Below are 21,803 nucleotides of genomic sequence, written 5' to 3' on the forward strand. Positions count from 1 at the left end.
ACGTATAACTTGTTGCAAGTAGATAGAATGTATTGGTATTGTTGTATGGGTAGCAAGGATGAGGCTTTTTAAGCCGATACCAAAAATATACTTTCTGGGTTTGGCTGGTGTTTTCCAATTATCTGTTACACATTATATCTGTACGATCGCTCCGATGAATGTTCGTCAATGGAAGGGAAGCATCCAGACTTTACAGGATGGCTGCTGTGAAATCGACAGGCAGATCGATGGCGCTAGCAAGGAAGGTGGGCGATGAGTCAGATCCAGCGCACTGTCTTGATTGTCGATCGCAGCCCGGAAGACTGCCAGATGTACCAGCGGTACCTACTGCGCGATCGCGAATACCAGTACAAAATCGTCGCAGCGCAGTCTGGCAAAGAAGGGCTGGGGCTGTGGGAAGGGCACCAGCCGGATCTGGTGTTGCTCGATTATCGGCTGCCAGATATGGACGGTTTGGAATTTATCGCCCAACTGCGAAGCAAAATAGTATCGCAACAATATTTGCCTGTAATTGTGGTGGCGGGGTTCGGTAACGAGACGATCGCCGTCGAAGCAATCAAAGCCGGCGCCCAAGACTATCTAATCAAAGAACAAATTGCGCCGGATAGTTTGCGGCTGGCGGTGAACGGGACGATCGAAAAAGCTCAATTGCACGCCAAGTTGCAACAAAACGAAGAACGCTTGCACCTAGCTTTGAAAGCCGCTGGCATGGGTACTTGGGAATGGCAAATTCCTAACAATTGTGTGGTGTGGTCTAATCTGGTAGGGCCGATTTTTGGTCTGCCACTAGGTACTTCTCTGGCAAGTTATGAAGATTTTATCCAACTTGTGCATCCCGAAGACCGGGAAATTATTGGTCGGGCTATAACCCGTACCCTTGAGACAGGGATTAATTATGAAGTTGAATTTCGCACTGTCTGGGCCGATGGCTCGCTGCATTGGGTAGGCGCTAAAGGGCAACTTTACTATGACTGGGCGGACAAACCGCTGCGGCTCCTGGGGACAGTGGTAGACCTCACTTTGTCGAAACAGGCAGAAGCAGAACGCCTGCAACAAGTTAAGCGAGAGCGGGCGATCGCCCTGATTGCCCAACAAGTTCACCAATCGCTAGATTTAGAGAGTGTTTTGCACACAACCGTAGAGTCGGTGCGACAGTTTCTCGACACGGATCGGGCGATCGTGTTTCGTTTGCAGCCGGATGGCGACGGCACTGTGGTAGCAGAGTCGGTGGGGCCTCCGTGGCGATCAATCCTAGCTTCCCAAATCTACGATCCCTGTTTGGCCGAGAGTTATCTCGAACCCTACCGTCAAGGATTGGTGACGGCAAAAACAGATATTTACGATGGCTCGATCGACCCTTGTCACGTCGAATTGCTGACTCAATTTCAAATCAGAGCAAATCTAGTTGTACCGATCTTGCACGAAAACCAGTGTTGGGGACTGCTGATAGTCCATCACTGCCAAGCCCCCCGCCTGTGGCAACCCTTAGAAACTGATTTGCTACAGCAGTTGGCTCAGCAAGTGAGCATCGCCATCCGGCAAGCCGAGCTCTATCAGCAAGCACAACACGAACTGCAAGAGCGCCAGCGCACAGAAGCAATTTTGCGGGACAGCGAAGAACGCTTCCGCCAGTTAGCAGAAAACATCAATGCTGTGTTCTGGATTTCCGATTATCCCTCACGGCGATTGATTTATGTCAGTCCCGCTTACGAACGGCTGTGGGGATTGAACCCCCAGTGTTTGTATGACGATCCTCAGGTTTGGCTGGATTTGGTGCATCCAGAACACCGCGAATCCAACGCGCGAGCGTTTCAGGAAAAAGCGGTTCAGGGCAAGTTCGATGAAGAGTACCGGATTGTTTTACCCTCGGGCGCTGTACGCTGGGTGAGAGACCGCTGTTTTCCGGTCAAAGACGAGGCAGGAAATATTTATCGGTTCACAGGGATTACTGAGGATATTACCGATCGCAAACAGGCAGAAATCGCTTTGCAAGAAAGCGAACGCCAGTTTGGAACTCTGGCAGAAGCCTCTCCCACTGCCATTTTCCGGTTCGATCTTGAAAATAACTGTCTCTATGTCAACCGCCGTTGGGGGGAAATGACGGGGCGATCGGTAGAAGATGCCTTGGGGATGGGATGGCTGCAAACTTTGCATCCCGAGGAACACGAGCGTCTGGCGAGGGAATGGGTGCAGTGGTGTGAACAACCTGAGCCTAGGGGAATTTACCAGAACGAGGGCAGGCACGTACACCCGGACGGCAGCATTACCTGGTACTACACGCAGTCGCTGCCCTACCTAGACAGCAGTGGAACGGTGACGGGCTACGTGGGAACTCTGATCGACATTACCGATCGCAAACAAGCTGAGGAACAGATCCGCCACAGCGAAGAACGCTATCGATATTTAGCCGAATCAATCCCGCAATTGGTATGGACAGCAAACGTTGAGGGGATGTTGCTCGATGTCAACCAACGCTGGTTAGATTTCACGGGCTTGACGCTAGCACAAGCTCAAGCCGAAGGTTGGCCGGCGGTTATCCATCCTGAGGATGTCTCTATGATGGGCGATCGCTGGATGTCTGCTCAACAACAGGGCAGCCCTTATCAAGCCGAAGGTCGATTGCGGCGCTGCGACGGCGTTTATCGCTGGTTTCTGCACCAAGCTATTCCCGTGAAGAATGAATTCGATCGGGTACTGAAATGGTTCGGTACGGCGACTGATATTGAAGACCAAAAATGCTTGGAAGAGCAGCGCGAGAGTATATTACAGCAGGAAAAAGCTCTGCGCGCAGCAGCGGAAAAAGCTAACCGCAGTAAGGATGAGTTTCTGGCTGTGCTTTCTCACGAATTGCGATCGCCCCTGAATCCAATCTTGGGATGGACGCAACTGCTGCAAACTCAAGCCTTGAATGCGGCTCAAACTGCTAAAGCTTTAGAAACGATCGAACGCAATGCCAAATTGCAGACTCAATTGATTGACGATTTGCTCGATATTGCGGGGATTATGCACGGCAAAATGCGTTTGAACTCAGCCCCGCTGAATTTGACTTTGGCTGTGGAATCTGCGATCGATACGGTGAAAGCGGCAGCCGCTGCGAAGTCGATCGAGATTTATCCGCTGCTGTCGGAGTTGGGGCTGGTGTTGGGCGATGCGGTGCGACTCCAGCAAATTATCTGGAACTTGCTGTCGAATGCGATTAAGTTTACTCCGAATGGTGGCAGAGTGGAGGTGCGTCTGGAGCGATCGGACGTTAGCGGATCTCTGGCAGAGGATCGGGCGATGATTGTCGTCAGCGATACTGGTAAAGGCATCCACCCTGACTTTTTGCTGTCTATTTTTGATTCTTTCTACCAGGAAGATGTGTCTCTGACGCGCAAATATGGCGGGCTGGGATTGGGATTGGCGATCGTCCGCCACTTAGTGGAAGCACACGAGGGAACGATTGTCGCCGAGAGTGGGGGCGAGAATCAGGGTTCTACTTTTACGGTGAGTTTGCCGCTTTTGAACTCTGAGCTAGAAATGAATGTTGTAGAGAAAGTGCGATCGGCTTAACAATCTTTCCCCAAGTTTGCAATGTTGAGATCTTGCGCTTCAGCGCTATCTTAGGTACGTAGTTGCGCTTCAGCGCTATCTTAGGTACGTAGTTGCGCTTCAGCGCTATCTTAGGTACGTAGTTGCGCTTCAGCGCTATCTTAGGTACGTAGTTGCGCTTCAGCGCTATCTTAGGTACGTAGTTGCGCTTCAGCGCTATCTTAGGTACGTAGTTGCGCTTCAGCGCTATCTTAGGTACGTAGTTGCGCTTCAGCGCTATCTTAGGTACGTAGTTGCGCTTCAGCGCTATCTTAACATATAAGATAATAGCGCTTAAGCGCAACAACATACTTTGATTTAAAATGGTGAACGATTTCATTCCTCTTTAACAGTTTTTAATGTACTTTTCGAGAGGCGCCCTTCCACGAAACCCAGCCCAAAATCCGCAGCTAAGGCGATCGCAGCCGCCGGAATTGCCCCTGCTAAAAGTAACTGATTGTTGACTGTAGCAACGCCGCGAAAAATCAACACGCCCAAACCGCCGGCACCAATTGCTGCGGCAATGGTTGCTAGCCCGATCGCAATTACCGCAGCAACTCGCACGCCCGCCAGAATCACGCCCAAGGCTAGGGGAAGTTCCACTTGCCATAACAGTTGCATATCGGTCATTCCCATGCCTGTGCCGGCCGTCACAATCGCCGGATCGACGCCGATAATGCCCGTGTAAGTGTTGCGGATAATCGGCAGTAGGGAATAGAGAGTGAGGGCGATGATTGCCGTGCGATCGCCGATTCCGCCCAAAATTGGCACTGGAATTAACAAACCAAACAAAGCCAAACTAGGAATTGTTTGCATAATATTCGCAATGCCCAAAATCGGCTTTTTCAATTTCGGTTTTCTGGTAACTAAAATCCCTAGAGGAATCCCCACAATAGTAGATATCACAATCGCGACTATTACTAAATATAAGTGTTCGAGCGACCTCTGAATCATCTCAGCGCCATAGCGGTTAATAAAATTCATCATTGGGTAATTCATGATTGCTAACAGCATTCAAATTTAGCTAATTAAAAAGATTCCAAAAATGCGCGAGCTTCTGGATGCTGAGATTGCAGAAATTCATCCGGTGCCGCCAATTCAACTAACCTTCCGTCTTGCATCAAACCAATTCTAGAGGCTAAATAAAAAGCTTCTTGAATGCCGTGAGTCACAAAAATCACTGTTTTAGATAGTTGCTGTTGCAATTGATAGAATTCCCGCTGCAATTCCAGGCGAGTAATAGGATCTAAAGCACCAAACGGTTCGTCCATTAACAGCAGCGGAGGGTCGGCTGCAAGTGCTCTGGCGACGCCTACCCGCTGTCGTTGTCCGCCGGATAACTGATGGGGATAGCGTTTGGCGAAGTGCTGGGGATCGAGGTTGACTAATTCTAACAGTTGGCGGACGCGAGATTTAATGCGATCGCCCTCCCAGCCTTCCAATTTTGGCACTAAACCGACGTTTTGCTCAACGGTAAAGTGGGGAAACAAGCCGATTTCTTGAATCACATAGCCAATTTTTCGCCGCAGTTGAATTGAATCCCACTGAGTTGTCGGTTTTCCCATGACAATCACTTCGCCAGTGGTTGGCGTCAGTAAGTTGTTAATCAATTTCATGGTGGTAGATTTGCCACTTCCGCTGCGTCCCAGCAATACTAAAATTTCTCCTTGGTACACTTTAAAATTGAGTTTTTCTACTAAATGTCTGCGGTTGAGGCGATATGTAACGTCGAGGCATTCGACAGCAACTTCACGATTATTGACAGGCATGATTAGTTTCGATGATGTTGGTTGTAATAAATTTTAACAGTTGACAGTTGACAGTTAACAGCTTGCCCCGAGCGGAGTCGAGGGGTTGACAGTTGACAGAAGAGCCCGCCCGCGAAGTCGAGGGGTTGACAGTTGACAGCGAAGTTTTTAGGCAGGGGATTTAAGCCCCTGCCTAAAAACAATCCACCTAAAGGTGGGGGCTTAAATCCCCTGTGATGACGGTCAATTTTCGAGCATCGCAAATCTAAAATCTAACATTTAAAATTGTCTTGGTTTTGCCATTCTAGCAATAATGCCCGACATTGGAGGCAAGTTAATTTTTTGAGCAAGTCGCGAATTCCTTCTGGGGTGACAGGATATGCAGCACCGATGAATTCGGGGTTTACTGTGGCTGTCGGCTGCAATTCTGCTACAAAACCGTAGAGTTTTTGATTGGAGAATGAGCTGTTGATTGCCCAGCCTGTGGTGTTGATTGGTTGGATGCGGGCGATCGCACTTTCGTTGACACCTAGTTCTTTTTTGATTATAGCTGGAACTGCGGCTGCTGGCGTTGTGTCTTCTGGTAAACGACCGCCGGGAAAGTCGAGGGTTGCTGCTGCTACGCCGGGGCGATACATGGGTGGCGGAAACAGCAATTTGTCAGCTTGAATTGTTAAGACTACCACTGAATCTGCTCTTTCTACTCGCCAATATTCTACTATTTGTCCTTCGGTTGTTTCGAGATGTTCGCCAATTAGTTTTACCCAATTAGAGTTGATTTCTACAAATCTGTCTAGGGTTTTCCAGTGGGATTTTTCAGTTGAGTTCATGTTGGCAGGAGGTTCGGAAACGGATGTAATGGATGTAACGGATGGATATTGCACGAGGCCCAGAAACCGGGTTTTTTTGCGTCTACTTCGTTGCAGCCCACAGATTGGGTAAAAAACCCGGTTTCTAAGAGTCGGAGTGCGTCCAAGACTGAGGAATTAAAAACTTCCTAGCCGTCGGGTGCGGTTGAGATAAATCAGATGTTTTTATCGATCGTAATTGATAATTGTCGATCGCCCCAATAGTCGATCGGTCTTTTCAACCTTGACCCGATTTTTCCCTCGCGATTGTAAATTTTTGCTACAACAATACACATCTGCCCCAATAATTCAGTAGCATAAGCTACATAATCAAATTTATCTGCGCCTTCCCCAGGGTTATCGAAACCCAGCAAGGAATGCAGACTCTTAGCTCGACAGACAGGAGTAGTTATGCAACTGCAAACGGATATTCGTACTTGGCAACCGCAACAAACCCTAGCCAGCGCCGCGACTGCCTTTGACTGGACAAAATTTGGCTGCGTCGTACCTGCACCCAAATTGGCTCCTTCGATGTGGGTAAAATTGTTCAATCCGCCAACAGCATTCAGTTTTGACGAAGCATGGCTGTTGTGTCAGCACTCGGAGGAAAAGTGGCTGGCTTGGATTCCTGATTATGGGGAAATTTTGTTGAGTACAAATGAATTTTGTGCTACTTAATAGAGAATTAGAGTTTTGCAATCCATATGCTGAGGGCTGCACAGCATATTTTTGGACAAAACCCAGTTTCTGGAAAAAAATCTCGTTTTTAGTTCTCAGAAATTAAGAAGGACTAAAGTCCTCACTACGAACCAATTAATTGACATTTTGTCAACAAAAAGAGCAATAGAAAACCTATTGCTCTTTTTGTGTAAAAACACTCTCTAGTTTTTGTTTTCAGACAGCGGAACTTACTCGCTTATTTGCAAACTGCACGGTTATTTGCGTTTCTGACAATCGTGCCTACTTTGCCATTAATCTGGATCGGGTTCTTGGTGCTCGCCCGGATCAAGCGGGGCTGTTTACCCAGACATTCTTTGATGGATTCTGACCAAGTGGTGAGAGCGCGGGTGTATTCTGTACGAGTCGCTGGCGCGCGAAACTCATCGGTAATTAGGTGATCGGTAGTGATGCTAGTGTCAGTAGCAACATTGGTAATAATAGGAAAGTCAAAGGCTTTGGGCAATGTTCTTTCAGGAATTTTGCCCGGTACCATTTGGTACTTCATAGATCCGCCCTTGTAGTCAATACCTGCTTGGGGGGCTGTTTGAGCGAAGCTGGGAATAGGCAAGCTGGCTACCAATACGGTGCAGCAACTCCAAAATAATTTCGATTTCATCCGATTCATCTCCTCAACTTTATGACGGTTAGCATTAATTAGGTAGGGGTAAAAAACATTAGCTTGAATTATAAAAAAATTGATGCTAATGAAATTTTATCTGAATTTTTACTACCTAATTTATTACCAGATATCTTCAAAAATGTAAAAACTGGTTGGTCTGACAAACTGTAGAATTATTTCAGTTGAGTAAGACATTTACACATCTGAATTTGTTACAGCGTTGGGGACTCGGTTTTACCAGAAGGATTCATTTTCGATCGATGTCATTGGAACTTTATCAAATTTTGTGTCAGATATCAAGTTTTGTCGATCGCCTGTGCTGTTTTAACACTGTCCCAGCAGGTCGATCGCGCTTTAAGTGTTACGCGCTATACCAGGGCGAGAAAGATGGTACAGTGCATCGATGGGCGTTTGAGTATTTTCAGGCGACAATAGGCAGAGAAGGGGCTTGAAAATAGGTGAATTTAGTGGAAGATAGCAAGGTTATAGACTTATCAGCAATCATGAGTGTTCCCGCGGCTCCTGCGGGGTACAAATCCGGCTTCGTGGGTATTATCGGGCGCACCAATGTCGGCAAATCCACGTTGATGAATCAGTTGGTGGGGCAGAAAATTGCGATTACTTCGCCGGTGTCTCAGACAACGCGCAACAGGCTGCGGGGCATCCTGACGACGGATGCAGCACAAATTATTTTTGTTGATACTCCGGGAATTCACAAGCCGCATCACGAACTGGGTAAGGTTTTGGTGCAGAATGCGCGCGCTGCGATTCAGTCTGTGGATGTGGTGCTGTTTGTGGTGGATGGTTCGGTGGAATCCGGCGGGGGCGATCGATATATTATCGAAATTCTCAGCAATTGCAAAGTTCCGGTGATTCTGGGGATGAATAAGCTAGACGAACAACCGGAGGATTCCGTGTTGATCGATCGCACTTACGAACAAATTGTCAATCCTGAGTGGCCAGTCGTCAAATTTTCGGCTCTAACGGGCGAGGGTGTGGAACCGCTGCAACAATTGTTAATCGAACATCTGGAGGTTGGGCCCTATTATTATCCGCCAGATTTGGTCACAGATCAGCCGGAACGCTTTATTATGGGCGAGTTGATTCGGGAACAGATTTTGCTGCTGACGCGGGAAGAAGTGCCGCATTCCGTCGCAATCGCGATCGACATTGTTCAAGAAGAAGCCAAAATCACGCGCATTCTGGCGACGATTCACGTCGAACGGGATTCGCAAAAAGGTATTTTAATCGGTAAAAGCGGCAGTATGCTCAAGTCGATCGGCAGTGCAGCCCGCGAACAGATTCAAAAGTTAATTGAAGGTAAGGTATATTTGGAGCTCTTTGTCAAGGTGCAGCCGAAGTGGCGGCAGTCTCGCACTCGTTTAGCAGAATTGGGCTATCGGGTGGAAGAGTAAAACTTTGGCAGTTGGTCGATCGTTTCCCTTTCAAGTCTGAAGACGCGATCGTTTCCCGCTTCTAGCAATTCTGTAGGTCGCTGCACAGAATGGGAAGCCTGAAATCCTTTCCTGTAAAGGATACATTCTATGCAGCTTCACAGAAAAATGGTATTACCGAGTGTTTTTTATGAACTACCGAAACCACATCACGATCGAAGCAAATAAACGCGGTGGTAAGCCTTGTGTACGCGGCTTGCGAATTACGGTTTATGAAGTGCTTGAGTACCTGGCTTCCGAGATGACCGAAGCAGAAATTCTTGACGATTTTCCCGATTTGACGCGAGAAGATTTAAAAGCCTGTATAGCTTATGCTGCTGACCGTGAGCGTCGGTTTATGACTGCGACATTATGAAGATGAGAGTTTATCGCTGCTTGCTTTATCATAATGCACCGATCGCCGAGAGTGTGCGATCGACTCTAAATGCTCTCTAATCTAAAATCTCCTAATATAGATAGGTTTTTTCATTGCGGCGGCTTCAGTGATTGAGTCGAATCGTGCGGCGAATTCTATCGAGGAAAGGAGATTCTGATAGGGAGTAAGAACGGGTTGACATACATCCTTGATTTGCGGTACTATTGGACTCTATGCAGTATTGTACCCCAACTTCGATACAATGTATAAGTTAAACTTCATAAATTTTATTTAAGAAATTCAATGAGTGATAAAACTTGGAATACTCAAGAAATACTAGATTTCTGTCCAGAAAATTTAACAGATAATGTTGCCGTTTATGTGGCATCAGTTAGAAGCAAGATAGCTCGGATATTATTTATAGTAGATAGTTTTAATGTTACTGAAGATCTGACATTAAAACTTATATCTGATCAATTTATCAAGACTCAGCTTAAAGTTGAAATTTATATTGAATCTATAGCTTCAAATCTTCATTCACTGGCAGATGTTTTAGCACAAATCATTAATGAAATAGTTCTGAAGCCTTTACTACCCTGTGCTGAACATATCAGTAGTGAAAAAGTTGATATTAATAAAGTTAACACTAAATTAGATGGGTTAACACTAGATTCAGTGAAGGACAGATATATTAGCCAGATAATTGAGAGTATTAATAACCTATCTAGCTCGTCGGAATTTTTATATATTTCAAGTTTTGTTAATACGATTAAGCATCGCAGGTTATTGGATACAACTTTCCATCTTAAAGTTGACAGTGGAAGCCTAATAGATGTAGGTTTCAAATTAGATAAATTCGACTATAAAGGAAGTCATTTTCCAGAAATGTCATGTCGTAGCATCGTAATAGATTACAGAGAGAAACTAATAGATTTTATTTTTGACATAGGTAATAGCGTAAATAATTATTGCCGTGCAAACTACATCCAAACAGTCTAACAAGCACTTGCACACGGAACGGCGGCATACGCTGCTAGTTGTGTAGTAAACTCCATTGCCGTCCGGTGAAGCGCAGGCCGTTATCTCGTAAACGCTGCCTGACTTTGGAGATGGTTCGGAAGCTCGCTCGAAAATTAATAATTCCGCCTCAGATTTTCATTTCCGCCCGATGAGTCGGTACAAACCCTCACTAACAATAGAACCGCATTCAAACAACTGTACAGTAAAACGAAAGTCATTTGAATTTCCGCAAAAGTTGTCTTTCCACCGGAGAGATAGATAGAAATTTTGCTGATCAAAGTCATATCAGTTTAAATTGAAGTTGTCAGGACGTGCGGGAAAATTCAATTCGGTTTTGACAAGCCAGCGATCGATGATTTGATAAATTTGGTGGACCTGTTGACTGGAATAGCCATTTGCCAACATCCAACTTTCAAACGGATTAGCGCCAGATGAAATATATTGCAATATTGCATCAAATTCTGATTCTGATATGCCGTAAGTCATGAGAAAATCAGCTTGATTCGTAGGAATAATACCATCAGCCATTAGTTGCATGATTGGGCGTTGGTTTTCTTGCACTATTACTAATAAAAACTCACGAATCTCGCTTTGACGATCGACAGTTAAGCGGCGTTCCTTCATTTGCCGATTAAGTTGAAGTTGGACGCGACTGATACCACCATTAGTCAACCAACTTCTCATATCATCGATCGCACTTGATGTGGGGCGAAATCGATCTGTTAGTAATAAGGCGATCGCTCCTTCAAAACTCCTACGGAGAACGGAGCGCCAATCATCATGTTCTAGATATTCAATCAGTGCCATGTCTGGTGGTATTCGGCAAATGGGGATATTTCGTCTTTACTAATTATAGACGATCAGTCCGAGTTGGTTGAACGATCGCGGCGAACTGATCCCTGATGCACTCCTGCAAGCGTTTCTCGCATTTTGGCTGCAACATGGCGAACCGTTGCTTAAAAGTGCGTCTTATCCCGAAATTGCCCCACATTTGGTGTTGATGGCGTTTCTGCATCGGGTGATTAATGGTGGGGGAACGCTGGAGAGAGAATATGCGATCGGACGCGATCGCATGGATTTGTGTTTGCGTTATGGTGAAGTCACATTAGGCATTGAACTGAAGGTTTGGCGGACTCGGAAAGTCGATCCGTTGAGTAAAGGGTTGGAACAGTTGGATGGGTATTTGGCACGATTGGGACAAGATTCCGGTTGGTTGGTGATATTCGATCGCAGAGATAATGCACCGGAATTAGAAGAGCGGTTGAATACTGAAATTCATACTACTCCTATGGGGCGATCGATCACATTGATTCGAGCGTGAATATTTTGTGATGAATGTTTCGATTTTGGCGATCGGCGAGGGTGTTCTATCAGCTCTATTTCACCCATCAAGTGGACTTGTCACACCCCGTCCACCTCGATTTAATACATGAGTATAAATCATCATTACTTAACAGATTTTTCACTTCTTCACGGGTTAAAACAACAGGCAAATGCCGAGTTTGTCTAGCTCTTTCGATATTTTTAATATTAGGAAAATCGACCCTTAGCACTTGACGATAAAGGAATAAAAGTGCTGAAAGCGCAATATTTTGAGTGGAAGGAGCAATTTTTAGGTCAGTAGCAAGATAGGAAAGATCAGCCCGAATCTCTCAAATATCAAGTGAATTTCTGTATCGTTGGGCGATCGATTTTCGGTGCGAGTTGTCAGGATTTGCTGCACCAATTCGGGATAATCTAATTTCTCCACTGTACAATCTCCGTTGATGGTAATGGCAAAAGCTCAGATTGCGATCGACTCTTTTGGTTATGAATCGGTTTATCAAGAATTGCAGTTGAACTAACAAGAGTTAGCCATCGAGCCAAAGAAACCTGGTTTTTTGCTGAATCTGCGGGCTGAAACGAAAAATTTTGGGGGAAAACCCGGTTTCTGACTACCCGTGCGTAAGTCCGATCGCCAAAAGTGAGATCAATAATGAGTATAGATCGCCCGTGATATGCACTATGATACTAAAAAGCTCAGTCCGCAAACTACTGCTACTAACATAAATCTCATGCTGGGACAAACACTCGCAGGACGTTACCACATCATAAAACACTTGGGAGGCGGTGGCTTTGGTCAGACATACCTGGCTGAAGATAAAAAGCGATCGGGTAATCCTCGGTGTGTCGTCAAGCAACTCAAGCCATATTATAACGATCCGCAGACTCTACAGATAGCTAGACGTTTATTTAAAACCGAAACAGAAACCCTCCACCTCTTAGGGACTCATCCTCTGATTCCTGAACTCTTGGATAGCTTTGAGGAAAATCAGGAATTTTATTTGGTTCAGGAGTTAATTGAGGGCAGAGATTTAAGTAAAGAACTTATTCCTGGTAAACGCTTTAGCGAGTCTGAAGTTATTGCTATTTTGCAGAATATTATCGAAATATTAGTATTTGTTCAGCAGCACAAAGTCATCCACCGGGATATTAAACCTCCTAATTTAATGAGGCGCAATTCTGACAAAAAAATATTTTTAATAGATTTTGGGGCTGTCAAACAAGTTACTTCTCAAATAGTTAACTCCGGGGGATATACGCCGCCAACTGTTACGATTGGTACAGACGGCTATATGCCTGCGGAACAAAAGGACGGACATCCTAATTTTTGTAGTGATATTTATGCTGTTGGCATGATTGGCATTGAATGTCTTACTGGCATATCTCCTCACCAGTTCCCAAAAGATGCTAATGGTGAGGTTGTTTGGCGCAATTATGCACAAGTTAGCGATACTTTGGCTAAGATTTTAAACAAAATGGTGCGCTATCATTTTCGCGATCGCTACCAGTCAGCAGCAGAAGTCTTGCAAGCTTTCAACAATTTGAAAACTCGACAAGTTGCCACTCCGGTAGCTTCTACTGTAGTATCATCTCCTAATTTATTCGCATTAATGAATACCTGGACGCGAGATCATAAAATTAGTTTGACTGGGATTGGTTTGGCTGTCGTATTTAGTGTAGCTGCCTTTTTTACACCAGAAATTAGAAAAATGATGGGATTGGATGCTGGGGATAATTTTGCGAGTTATGAAAACACAGACAATGGGATTAAGATGAAATATCCCGATACTTGGAACAAACAAGAAGAGTCTAACGCAGTTAGCAAAGAGATTGTTCAGTTTATTTCACCTAAAGAAAGTGATACAGATGGGTTTCAAGAACTTGTGATTGTCTCGGCTGAACCTACAAAAGATTTGACTCTGGATGAGTTTACGAAATTATCTAAGCAAGAAATTCCGAAGTTAGATAAAAATACTAAGATTACTGAAGAAGGTGCATCTACTCTGGCAGGAAAGAACGGGTATAAAGTTGTTTATACGGCTAAGGACGGGAATTTGGAGTTTAAAAAAATGGAGGTTTGGACGATGAAAAATAACAAGGCTTATTCGGTTACTTATGTGGCGGAAGCGGGGAAGTATGAGAAGTTTTTGCCGATTGTTGACAAGGTGATTAAGTCGCTGGAAGTTAAATGATTTAATTAGATTGATGTGGCAATATGGTCAGGGCTATTTCATTCTCTTGTAGGGGCGGTGCCCCCGTGCCCGCCCGAGCTCTGAAACACCGGCAAAATCCTGGATTAAGAGGGTAGGCACGGGGGCACTACCCCTACAAAACCCTCGTTTTTTCGAGAATGAAATAGCCCTGCAATATGGTTCAGTTAGTTGAGCGTGTCATTGCGCTTCGGGAGAGCAATCGCAAAGACTACTGCGGTACTCAATTAACTGTATACCAACAGTCCGGCGGAGGTTAAAACCGCCGCCTCAAAGCGAAAGTCCTCTAAAGAGGACTGAAGAACTCCTCAGTCCTCTTTAGAGGACTTTCACTATTAGCCAGGGGTTTAAACCCCTGGCGGACTGACGGGTTAAGCCGACTGCTATGGTAGGGGCGATGGATAATGCGTGGCTGCCCTCGCTCAACTTGAAATCTGCTGTAAGAATGACTAGCGCACAGTCAAATTGTACCTACCGCGATCGCCTTTGTTAACAGCATTGACAGCTACGCGATAGGTGCCAGTGGCGGGTAAGGTGAGGGTAACGGCAGAATTAGAGTTTGATTTGCTGATGTCGTCATTTTCGGCCAGCTTTTTTCCTTGAGAGTCCAAGATGACCACATAGGTATCAAAATCACTACTTTCTACGGTAATAGTTACTGATTGGCCGGCGCGGCCTTTAAAGGTATGTAGCTCGTACAGACTCCCATCAGAGGGAAGGGCAGAGGATTTACCAGGTATTAATGAGCCATTTGTGGCGAGTAGGGTGGTAGACTGTTGAGTAGATTGTTGAGGAGTTGATGACCTCCCTTGAAGTTGTCTAATATTGTTTAGCGCCCGTTGGTACTCCTCTTTCTTTCCTTCTTGCTGATACAAGTCTGCTGCTTTTTGGAAATCTTGTATCGCTACCTGATTGTCTCCTAATCTTGAGCGAGCAACACCCCGGTTGCTGTAGGCTTGGGCTAAGTTGGGGTTAATTTTCAGGGCTTGGTTGTAATCTTGTATCGCACCCTGCTTGTCTCCTAAGTATGAGCGGGCATTACCCCGGTTGTAGTAGACTTCGGCTAAGTTGGGGTCAATTTTCAGAGCTTGGTTGTAATCTTGTATCGCACCCTGATTGTCTCCTAATTCTGAGCGGGTCAAACCCCGGTTGTTGTAGGGATTGGCATTATTGGGGTCAATTTTCAGGGCTTGGTTATAATCTGTGATCGCACCCTGATTGTCTCCTAAGTATGAGCGGGCATTACCCCGATTGTTGTAGGAATTGGCATTATTGGGGTTGATTTTCAGGGCTTGGTTATAATCTGTGATCGCACCCTGATTGTCTCCTAATTTTGAGCGGGCATTACCGCGGTTATAGTAGGCTTCGGCTAAGTTGGGGTCAATTTTTAGGGCTTGGTTGTAATCTTGTATCGCTCCCTGTTTATCTCCTAAGTCTGAGCGGGCAGCACCCCGGTTGCTGTAGGCAACGGCTAAGTTGGGGTTAATGTTCAGGGCTTGGTTGTAATCTTGTATCGCACCCTGTTTGTCTCCTAATTTATGTCGGGCAAGACCCCGGTTGCTGTAAGCAGGAGCATAATTAGGATTAAGCTGAATCGCTCGATCGAAAGCAGCGATAGCACCTTGATAATCTCCTTTCTGATACTTATCCTCACCCTGAATAAAGAAATCATCAGCTTTCGGCCCTGTCGCCACAGGAGCACTCGGAACCTTCACCCCCAAATCCACCCTCGTCGAAGCCAACAATCTCAAACTCGTATTAATCGGAATCCCCAGATTAAAACCAGTTTTAGCAATTTGAATATTCTGATTAATACTGCTAGATTCTACCTGCCTCGTATCCGCCCTCCCGTGAATTCCCACCACCTCGCCATTCTCATTCAGCACCGGCCCGCCGCTCATTCCCGGCAGCGTATTGTTACTATAAACTAAACTATAACCATCATCATTTATTGGCTTAGAAGCATTAGCAGTAATCCGCCCATCGGTGAAATTGTAAATTGACGTATTAATCGCCGCTGAAGTCTTCGGAAACCCTGCCACATAAGCCGCTTTCCCTTCCGTCGCCAAATCAGAATTACCAATCTTAGCAACCGTATAACTTTTAGTGCTAGTAAACTCTACAACTGCTAAGTCAACACTTGGCAATTTTTTTACACTGCTGTAATTGAGAGCATAGCGACTACCATCGGGCGTGACAATCTCATATTTAGCTTGAGGATCTTTGAAAACGTGACGCGCACTGAGAACCGTGTAAGTGTTGCCTTCTTTCTTGACAATTACTCCCGAACCAGGTTCTTTACTGTCAATTAGTACAGTGATTGATTTGGCAATTTGACCGACTTGATCCGCTGACATGGCGTAAACTGCGGACGGTTGGGCGATGACAATAGTTGCAGTTACACCAATTAATGCTGCTGATAGTCCGTGATGGAAGTTCATAAATTTAATGTGAAATAGAGTGTTTTTTTACTGTAAATAAATCACGAGTTAGGCATGAAAGCCCAAGAAACCGGGTTTTTAGATAACCTTCTGGCTACAACGAAAATTTTGGGAAAAACCCGGTTTCTCACCACTCGCTAGGGCCAAAGAAACCGGGTTTTTTGCGGTTTCTCCCGGCTACAACGAAATTTTTGGGAAAAAACCCGGTTTCTCACCACTCGCTAGGGCCAAAGAAACCGGGTTTTTTGCGGTTTCTCCCGGCTACAACGAAATTTTTGGGAAAAAACCCGGTTTCTCACCACTCGCTAGGGCCAAAGAAACCGGGTTTTTTGCGGTTTCTCCCGGCTACAACGAAATTTTTGGGAAAAAACCCGGTTTCTCACCACTCGCTAGGGCCAAAGAAACCGGGTTTTTTGCGGTTTCTCCCGGCTACAACGAAATTTTTGGGAAAAAACCCGGTTTCTCACCACTCGCTAGGGCCAAAGAAACCGGGTTTTTTGCGGTTTCTCCCGGCTCTAACGAAATTTTTGGGGAAAAACCCGGTTTCTCACCACTCGCTAGGGCCAAAGAAACCGGGTTTTTTGCGGTTTCTCCCGGCTACAACGAAAATTTTGGGGAAAAACCCGGTTTCTCACCACTCGCTAGGGCCAAAGAAACCGGGTTTTTTGCGGTTTCTCCCGGCTACAACGAAAATTTTGGGGAAAAACCCGGTTTCTCACCACCCATGAATCAAGGAGAAATAGGAGAAACATTATCCTCAACAGGTACATCATCTAAATATCTATCCACATCAACAGAACCAGACCCTGTTTCAGATAAAATATATCCAGATGCCAACCCACGACGATCCATTAATCTTTGCAATGTAGCATCAGCATCACTTCCTCGCTTGAGAGTGAATAACAAAGTCCTATTCGTACAAGCATCATCTTTATTAATAGCAGCACAAACCACTGATTCTCCGTTCAGCCTCCCAGTATTGATATATTTGAGAGTACCGTTATCGTAGTTTCGCTGAAATCTTTTAGCTACTTCTTGACAGCGTTTTTCTGCTGTCCAGGGCGGCGGAAAATAGTTGTTAGAAACCCAGCGAACCACCGGCACATTGCCGCGCGGGGTGCGAGCCAAGGTAACAGGCTGTCTGTTGAGAACAGCGCAGAAAAAGCTATTGTTTCCCGCATGGCTGGGTTGAGAAAATATCGCACTTGTGCCGATCGAGACAACTAAGCCTGTCAGCAGTCCAGTCAGAACTTTGGACTTCATAGTAATGCCCATATTTCTAAAATCTCACAGAGCGATTAGCTTTGAATTTATTAACGATTAATAATTTTCATAAATTATCTCACAGTTGAGCTAGATTTGCAACCTCGAATTTATGGTAATTCTTGATTTGATAGAATTTTGAGTAATTTGCACAGTCGGGCCTTGTCTGGGAGCATCTCAGTTTTGCTTTAAAAGTCAATACGGTTCACTTAAAACTGATCCCCCCTAACCAGGGCGGGCACGGGGGCACCGCCCCTACAAAGGGGAGTAGGGGGTGGGACAAGAAAGCTCTCAAAGTCCCCCTTTTTAAGGGGGATTTAGGGGGATCTCCGGGGCATAAATAGTGTTAAGTCAACCGTATTGCTTTAAAAGTGGTGGTGAGGTTGACTTCTGAGGTAATTGTTAATCTCCGATCATCTTGCTCCCCTACCTTAGCAAGGCAGGGCTGCTGGGGGAGTTTCGTTGCTGCACTGTGGCTGTATGTGCGCTATGCGTGGGTTCTGGATTGGTCTCAAAATCTTCAAAGTCTTTGATAGCAAGGATTTTCCGTAAGGTTTAGCAGCAGGCGGTGCAGTCGCGTCTCCTCCTTGGCACTACACCTAGTATGCTAACCAGTAGTAACACTATTACTGATTAGGTTTATGATAGTTACATATTCATTGGTATTCTTTACATAAGAGATACTAATAGTTAGACTACTGTAAGTACGCTAAAGTATTAATTGAGTAGTTATTAATTAATGGTTGTGAAAATCAGGCTTAAAGATGTCAGGACATCAAGATCGATCTCCCAAAACGAGTTAGCTAGAATACTAGAGATGTCCCTGGCTAACATTCAAAAAATTGAGAGAAACAAGGCAAAATCTATTCCCTTGGACACTTTAGATCGGCTGTGTGAAGTTCTAAATTGCGAAGTCGGTGATTTGCTAGTTAGAGTCAGCGATGGAGAGTTAGAAGCATCGTGAGCGAAAACCAGCAGCCCGAACAAGTCACTTCTAGCCATTCTGTTACTGAACGCTGGCGATGCACAGCAATGGAAAAGAAATATAGTTGGAAGTTATTACGGATTGAGCGCAACCAAAATAATCCCGTTCTCAAGTGGGATTGCATTTTTAATGGCAAAACTGAATTCCCCGATTACATGGAAGAAACCGAGGAGGATTAACCAATGGGTAGAAAGTACATAATTTTTCGTGCCGAATTGACTGAAGATGAGGGGGAAGATAATCGGTTGTTAGCCCACACTGGCGCATACACTGATATTCTTGCAGAGTATTTTGATTCATCCAATCAGCCTATCCCCGCGCCCGGATACAGATTGCTGGAGTTTCACTGCGCTGATGGTTCCGGTTCTAGCACTCACTATCGTACAGGAGACTGGGAAGTTGTGAGGGTCGAGGAGTACCCAACTGCTGTACCGACTCACGAGTTTGAGGCGATTGTTGTTGGATATTGCAAGTATGTTCCGGTTCAATCTCCGTTGATGGTAATGCCAAAAGCTCAGATTGCGATCGACTCTTTTGGTGATGAATCGACTTATCAAGAATTCGTCAAGAGCGATGCAGTTAAAAATTATACTCCAGTTTAACTAACAGGAGTTATACATCTAGCCAAAGAAACCGGGTTTTTATCTACCAATACTTCGGACAGTTTTAGGGGCTAATCGAGTACCCCAAACCCAGGCGGGCTTAGTTGTGGACTATTTTTTGACAGTTAAGTCTAGCCCTAACTTTCAAAAAATGTGTTAAAAATGGCTTGCCCTGTAAAGCTTACAGGGGCTTTAAAAAACTGTCCGAAGTATTGATGGAAGTTGGCTATTTACCCACGCTACGATTAAGACCGAACATCTAACCATTAACGGCAAAAAAGCAGTGCGATTGTATGAATTGTATGACGACGAGTTTCCCGCAGGCATTGTCACTTATGTTGCTACAGGGAAAAAAGAAACAATTATGCTAAGCTGTCGCGCATTTAAATTGGGAATTCGGAACGATGCTCAGAGCAACGTTCCACTCATTGTTTGATTTTTTTTGATATGCAATTTAAATACAGAACAGCTTAATGACTCTTTACTCCGGCAGTGATACTGAAAAGCAAGTTCGGCAAATTCAAGATTCGATTCGCATTACTCAATAGCAGTCAAGAACTTAAATTCGGCACGTTCAACAAGAAGGCTTTGTGCATCTGGTTGAGCCAACAATCCCCGTATCTGGATAGTCGGGGATTGTCAACAACAACTATTAAGGCAATTCAACGGAACTCGGTTTAGCAATGTGAGGCAAGCCCCAACCCAATTTTTCCCGCAAAATGTGGAAAAACTCAAAGGATTTGATCCTAACAAAGCGGGCTGGGTAGGGCGATCGCTCGATTTGCACCCAATCTTCCGGTAAAACATAACATCCGCCGTTCCCATCTACCACCATTACCAGGCGGTTAGGACTCGCAGGTAAAATTTTGACCGGCTCGGTGTTAGAAAACACCAAAGCCCGCGAAGCCATTGAATGCGGACAAATCGGCAGCAATTGCAGTACCGGTACTCCGGGAATAATTACAGGCCCGCCGGCAGAAAGCGCGTAAGCTGTCGATCCAGTCGGAGTCGAGATAATTACTCCATCTGCGGCAATGTCCACAGATGCGTGCTGACCGATCGCCACTTCAAAATGACACATACAAGTCAGAGGTTCGCGGTGCAGCACCATTTCATTGAGACAAAGCGCTTCCCAAAGGCAGTCGTTTTCTCGAAACAGGCGCACAGCCAACATCGATCTTTCTTCTATTTCGTATTCTCCGGCGATCGCCTTTTCCAAAGCTTGCGGGAGCAAGTTTAGGTAAGTTTCTGTTAAAAAGCCCATGTGACCGGTATTGACAGTCAGCAGCGGCACTCCGATGGGAGCAACTTGGCGAAATGCCGACAGCACAGTGCCGTCGCCACCCAAAACCACTGCAAACTCCATGTCGCTGTCAAAACCGGGGGGGACAAGTTGGTCGATCGGAGTGTGGCACATGGGGCGATCGGGACTAGAATAGCCCAAAATTCCCCCGGCACCGGAAACCGCACAGACCTCCCAGCCGCGAGCAGTCAGCTTGTCTTTCAACTCTTCGGCGATGCGACAAGAGACTGGTTTAACGTCGTTGTATATAATCCCAGCTTTCGGCACTTTAAAATGTGAAAGGCATTTTTTGTTTACTCCGTTTTTTAGTCTTAAGCTGCTCGTACTCTATTTCCTTGAGCTTCTTCATAATCAGATTAAAGTATTCTTCGAGATAAGACTCCAAAGTTGTAGTTTCTTTAGGGTCGATTCCGAAGACGCTGTAAACTTCATCCATCGGAGCTTTCAAGGGTTTTCCGGCTGCTAAAACTTCTGAAAAAGCCAATCTGTCAGCTACGTTCCAACTCCACTGAAAGAACTTAGCAAATTGACGGGTAGCCTGCAACAAGGCATCAGGCGTGCGCGTGATTTTGGCTTGTTTGCCAGAAAGCCGCTCGCACAACCGCACGATTTCTTCAGCATCCCAAGCGCGATTTCCCACCACCGGAAAGGTTTTCTTAACGGTTTCTGGAACAGAAAGGGCTTTGACGGCAAATTTAGCTACGTCCTGAGTGTTCATATAGGCAAGGGCTGACGGCTTGTTGGGCAGCCAGACTCCTTGAGCGTCCAAAATCGGCATTGCGTACAGGCTTAGGAGTCCTTGCAAAAATCCGCAAGGTCTCAAGATCGTGTAATCTAAACCGGATTCTGCTAAAAACAACTCGGTACAGCGCTTGATTTCCAACAAGGGGACTTGGGGATATTTCTCGGCATCGAGAAATGAGAAGAAGATGTAACGCTTGACGCCTGCTGCTGCTGCTGCTTGGATCAGCGATACTTTTCCGTCCCAGTCTACTCTTTTGATGCTGACAGAATCGGCTGCGCTGGCTGTTGCTGCATCGATGATAGCACTGACGCCTTCTAGTGCAGCAGTCAGGCTGTCGGGCTGGCAAAGGTTCCCCGGTACAAGTTCAGCGCCCCATTCTTTCAAAAAGGCAGCTTTTCGGTAACTTCTGACTAAGCAGCGCACCTGGTAGCCCTCGTCTAGGGCGCGGCGGGCTATTTGGCGGCCGAGAGTGCCGGTGGCACCTACAATCAATAAAGTCATCTAGGGATTTATTTATGAATCTTAAACTTTCTATACAATAGTATCAGGTCTTTCTCAGTTTTTTATAAAAACTTAACAGAAACCTGAAATCATCTC

Annotated in this window: 23 protein-coding genes; 11 read left to right on the forward strand and 12 right to left on the reverse strand. The window is 45.5% G+C overall.

The features are described 5' to 3' along the window. Positions 1-252 precede the first annotated feature (252 nt). Positions 253-3,552, forward strand: a complete 3,300-nt coding sequence (locus QZW47_RS15150) for a PAS domain-containing protein (RefSeq protein WP_293128273.1) — start codon at positions 253-255, stop codon at positions 3,550-3,552. On the opposite strand, the gene QZW47_RS15155 is transcribed toward QZW47_RS15150, so the two are convergent. From QZW47_RS15155 to QZW47_RS15170, 4 genes are all read right to left on the reverse strand, one after another. Further along, positions 3,482-3,910, reverse strand: coding sequence for a hypothetical protein (locus tag QZW47_RS15155; RefSeq protein ID WP_293128274.1), 429 nt, complete (start codon positions 3,908-3,910; stop codon positions 3,482-3,484). The two genes, QZW47_RS15150 and QZW47_RS15155, sit on opposite strands and share 71 nt — an antisense overlap. Further along, a complete protein-coding gene (locus QZW47_RS15160) occupies positions 3,907-4,557 on the reverse strand; it encodes an ABC transporter permease (protein ID WP_293128275.1) in 651 nt (216 codons plus the stop codon). Before QZW47_RS15160 ends, QZW47_RS15155 begins: the two co-directional genes overlap by 4 nt. Before the next feature lie 41 nt (positions 4,558-4,598). After that, positions 4,599-5,339, reverse strand: coding sequence for an ATP-binding cassette domain-containing protein (locus tag QZW47_RS15165; RefSeq protein ID WP_293128276.1), 741 nt, complete (start codon positions 5,337-5,339; stop codon positions 4,599-4,601). 251 nt (positions 5,340-5,590) lie between these two features. Beyond that, positions 5,591-6,148, reverse strand: coding sequence for an NUDIX hydrolase (locus QZW47_RS15170; RefSeq protein WP_293128277.1), 558 nt, complete (start codon positions 6,146-6,148; stop codon positions 5,591-5,593). 429 nt (positions 6,149-6,577) lie between these two features. Here QZW47_RS15170 and QZW47_RS15175 point away from each other — a divergent pair, with 429 nt between their 5' ends. After that, positions 6,578-6,844, forward strand: a complete 267-nt coding sequence (locus QZW47_RS15175; RefSeq protein WP_293128278.1) for a hypothetical protein — start codon at positions 6,578-6,580, stop codon at positions 6,842-6,844. Positions 6,845-7,082: 238 nt separating this feature from the next. Here the strand turns inward: QZW47_RS15175 and QZW47_RS15180 are convergent, their stop codons facing one another. Further along, complete coding sequence (locus QZW47_RS15180) at positions 7,083-7,502, reverse strand: hypothetical protein (protein WP_293128279.1); 420 nt, start codon at positions 7,500-7,502, stop codon at positions 7,083-7,085. 185 nt (positions 7,503-7,687) lie between these two features. Here QZW47_RS15180 and QZW47_RS15185 point away from each other — a divergent pair, with 185 nt between their 5' ends. From QZW47_RS15185 to QZW47_RS15200, 4 genes are all read left to right on the forward strand, one after another. Then, positions 7,688-7,957: a hypothetical protein gene (locus QZW47_RS15185; RefSeq protein ID WP_293128280.1), complete on the forward strand. Its 270-nt coding sequence runs from the start codon at positions 7,688-7,690 to the stop codon at positions 7,955-7,957. A gap of 51 nt (positions 7,958-8,008) precedes the next feature. Further along, positions 8,009-8,920 carry a GTPase Era gene (gene era / locus QZW47_RS15190; protein WP_293128281.1) on the forward strand — a complete coding sequence of 304 codons (912 nt, stop codon included), beginning with the start codon at positions 8,009-8,011 and terminating at the stop codon, positions 8,918-8,920. Between the two features lie 169 nt (positions 8,921-9,089). Continuing rightward, entirely contained in the window at positions 9,090-9,314 is a 225-nt protein-coding gene (locus QZW47_RS15195; protein ID WP_293128282.1) for a DUF433 domain-containing protein, read from the forward strand. A gap of 303 nt (positions 9,315-9,617) precedes the next feature. After that, complete coding sequence (locus tag QZW47_RS15200; protein ID WP_293128283.1) at positions 9,618-10,313, forward strand: hypothetical protein; 696 nt, start codon at positions 9,618-9,620, stop codon at positions 10,311-10,313. 306 nt (positions 10,314-10,619) lie between these two features. On the opposite strand, the gene QZW47_RS15205 is transcribed toward QZW47_RS15200, so the two are convergent. Beyond that, the gene (locus QZW47_RS15205; RefSeq protein ID WP_293128284.1) at positions 10,620-11,141 is read right to left on the reverse strand and encodes a hypothetical protein; all 522 of its coding nucleotides are present in this window, start codon (positions 11,139-11,141) and stop codon (positions 10,620-10,622) included. A 67-nt stretch (positions 11,142-11,208) separates the two neighbouring features. Between QZW47_RS15205 and QZW47_RS15210 the strand changes: the two genes are divergently transcribed. Then, positions 11,209-11,655 carry a hypothetical protein gene (locus QZW47_RS15210; protein WP_293128285.1) on the forward strand — a complete coding sequence of 149 codons (447 nt, stop codon included), beginning with the start codon at positions 11,209-11,211 and terminating at the stop codon, positions 11,653-11,655. Between the two features lie 67 nt (positions 11,656-11,722). On the opposite strand, the gene QZW47_RS30155 is transcribed toward QZW47_RS15210, so the two are convergent. Both QZW47_RS30155 and QZW47_RS15215 read right to left on the reverse strand, forming a co-directional pair. After that, positions 11,723-11,983, reverse strand: coding sequence for a phage integrase N-terminal SAM-like domain-containing protein (locus QZW47_RS30155; protein ID WP_366930887.1), 261 nt, complete (start codon positions 11,981-11,983; stop codon positions 11,723-11,725). Next, positions 11,947-12,084 (reverse strand): hypothetical protein, encoded by a 138-nt coding sequence (locus tag QZW47_RS15215; protein WP_293128286.1) that lies wholly within the window; start codon positions 12,082-12,084, stop codon positions 11,947-11,949. The genes QZW47_RS30155 and QZW47_RS15215 overlap by 37 nt, the downstream gene beginning before the upstream one ends. 247 nt (positions 12,085-12,331) lie before the next feature. On the opposite strand from QZW47_RS15215, the gene QZW47_RS15220 reads away from it, so the two are divergent. Next, positions 12,332-13,849, forward strand: a complete 1,518-nt coding sequence (locus tag QZW47_RS15220) for a serine/threonine-protein kinase (RefSeq protein WP_293128287.1) — start codon at positions 12,332-12,334, stop codon at positions 13,847-13,849. Between the two features lie 467 nt (positions 13,850-14,316). Here the strand turns inward: QZW47_RS15220 and QZW47_RS15225 are convergent, their stop codons facing one another. Both QZW47_RS15225 and QZW47_RS15230 read right to left on the reverse strand, forming a co-directional pair. Next, a complete protein-coding gene (locus tag QZW47_RS15225; RefSeq protein WP_293128288.1) occupies positions 14,317-16,308 on the reverse strand; it encodes a tetratricopeptide repeat protein in 1,992 nt (663 codons plus the stop codon). Positions 16,309-17,037: 729 nt separating this feature from the next. Next, positions 17,038-17,571 carry a COP23 domain-containing protein gene (locus QZW47_RS15230; RefSeq protein ID WP_293128289.1) on the reverse strand — a complete coding sequence of 178 codons (534 nt, stop codon included), beginning with the start codon at positions 17,569-17,571 and terminating at the stop codon, positions 17,038-17,040. 739 nt (positions 17,572-18,310) lie between these two features. Between QZW47_RS15230 and QZW47_RS30160 the strand changes: the two genes are divergently transcribed. From QZW47_RS30160 to QZW47_RS15240, 3 genes are read left to right on the forward strand one after another with little or no spacing between them, the layout of a single operon-like run. Continuing rightward, entirely contained in the window at positions 18,311-18,535 is a 225-nt protein-coding gene (locus tag QZW47_RS30160) for a helix-turn-helix domain-containing protein (RefSeq protein WP_366930885.1), read from the forward strand. Next, the gene (locus QZW47_RS15235) at positions 18,532-18,735 is read left to right on the forward strand and encodes a hypothetical protein (protein WP_293128290.1); all 204 of its coding nucleotides are present in this window, start codon (positions 18,532-18,534) and stop codon (positions 18,733-18,735) included. The genes QZW47_RS30160 and QZW47_RS15235 overlap by 4 nt, the downstream gene beginning before the upstream one ends. Before the next feature lie 3 nt (positions 18,736-18,738). Beyond that, the gene (locus QZW47_RS15240) at positions 18,739-19,158 is read left to right on the forward strand and encodes a hypothetical protein (protein WP_293128291.1); all 420 of its coding nucleotides are present in this window, start codon (positions 18,739-18,741) and stop codon (positions 19,156-19,158) included. 652 nt (positions 19,159-19,810) lie between these two features. Here the strand turns inward: QZW47_RS15240 and QZW47_RS15245 are convergent. Together QZW47_RS15245 and QZW47_RS15250 are read right to left on the reverse strand one after the other, a co-directional pair. Continuing rightward, positions 19,811-20,728: an NAD(+) kinase gene (locus tag QZW47_RS15245; protein ID WP_293128293.1), complete on the reverse strand. Its 918-nt coding sequence runs from the start codon at positions 20,726-20,728 to the stop codon at positions 19,811-19,813. Position 20,729: 1 nt separating this feature from the next. Continuing rightward, positions 20,730-21,707, reverse strand: coding sequence for an NmrA family NAD(P)-binding protein (locus tag QZW47_RS15250; protein WP_293128295.1), 978 nt, complete (start codon positions 21,705-21,707; stop codon positions 20,730-20,732). Positions 21,708-21,803 lie beyond the last annotated feature (96 nt).

Source organism: Microcoleus sp. bin38.metabat.b11b12b14.051, from assembly GCF_013299165.1.
In the GTDB taxonomy this organism is placed as follows: Bacteria; Cyanobacteriota; Cyanobacteriia; order Cyanobacteriales; family Microcoleaceae; genus Microcoleus.

Coding starts and splice junctions, on each gene's coding strand:
- QZW47_RS15150 (WP_293128273.1), top strand. CDS start 253: ATGAGTCAGATCCAGCGCACTGTCTTGATTGTCGATCGCAGCCCGGAA.
- QZW47_RS15205 (WP_293128284.1), bottom strand. CDS start 11,141: ATGGCACTGATTGAATATCTAGAACATGATGATTGGCGCTCCGTTCTC.
- QZW47_RS15165 (WP_293128276.1), bottom strand. CDS start 5,339: ATGCCTGTCAATAATCGTGAAGTTGCTGTCGAATGCCTCGACGTTACA.
- QZW47_RS15170 (WP_293128277.1), bottom strand. CDS start 6,148: ATGAACTCAACTGAAAAATCCCACTGGAAAACCCTAGACAGATTTGTA.
- QZW47_RS15200 (WP_293128283.1), top strand. CDS start 9,618: ATGAGTGATAAAACTTGGAATACTCAAGAAATACTAGATTTCTGTCCA.
- QZW47_RS30160 (WP_366930885.1), top strand. CDS start 18,311: ATGGTTGTGAAAATCAGGCTTAAAGATGTCAGGACATCAAGATCGATC.
- QZW47_RS15225 (WP_293128288.1), bottom strand. CDS start 16,308: ATGAACTTCCATCACGGACTATCAGCAGCATTAATTGGTGTAACTGCA.
- QZW47_RS15175 (WP_293128278.1), top strand. CDS start 6,578: ATGCAACTGCAAACGGATATTCGTACTTGGCAACCGCAACAAACCCTA.
- QZW47_RS15240 (WP_293128291.1), top strand. CDS start 18,739: ATGGGTAGAAAGTACATAATTTTTCGTGCCGAATTGACTGAAGATGAG.
- QZW47_RS15250 (WP_293128295.1), bottom strand. CDS start 21,707: ATGACTTTATTGATTGTAGGTGCCACCGGCACTCTCGGCCGCCAAATA.
- era (WP_293128281.1), top strand. CDS start 8,009: ATGAGTGTTCCCGCGGCTCCTGCGGGGTACAAATCCGGCTTCGTGGGT.
- QZW47_RS15180 (WP_293128279.1), bottom strand. CDS start 7,502: ATGAAATCGAAATTATTTTGGAGTTGCTGCACCGTATTGGTAGCCAGC.
- QZW47_RS15160 (WP_293128275.1), bottom strand. CDS start 4,557: ATGATGAATTTTATTAACCGCTATGGCGCTGAGATGATTCAGAGGTCG.
- QZW47_RS15155 (WP_293128274.1), bottom strand. CDS start 3,910: ATGAAATCGTTCACCATTTTAAATCAAAGTATGTTGTTGCGCTTAAGC.
- QZW47_RS15230 (WP_293128289.1), bottom strand. CDS start 17,571: ATGAAGTCCAAAGTTCTGACTGGACTGCTGACAGGCTTAGTTGTCTCG.
- QZW47_RS15195 (WP_293128282.1), top strand. CDS start 9,090: ATGAACTACCGAAACCACATCACGATCGAAGCAAATAAACGCGGTGGT.
- QZW47_RS15220 (WP_293128287.1), top strand. CDS start 12,332: ATGCACTATGATACTAAAAAGCTCAGTCCGCAAACTACTGCTACTAAC.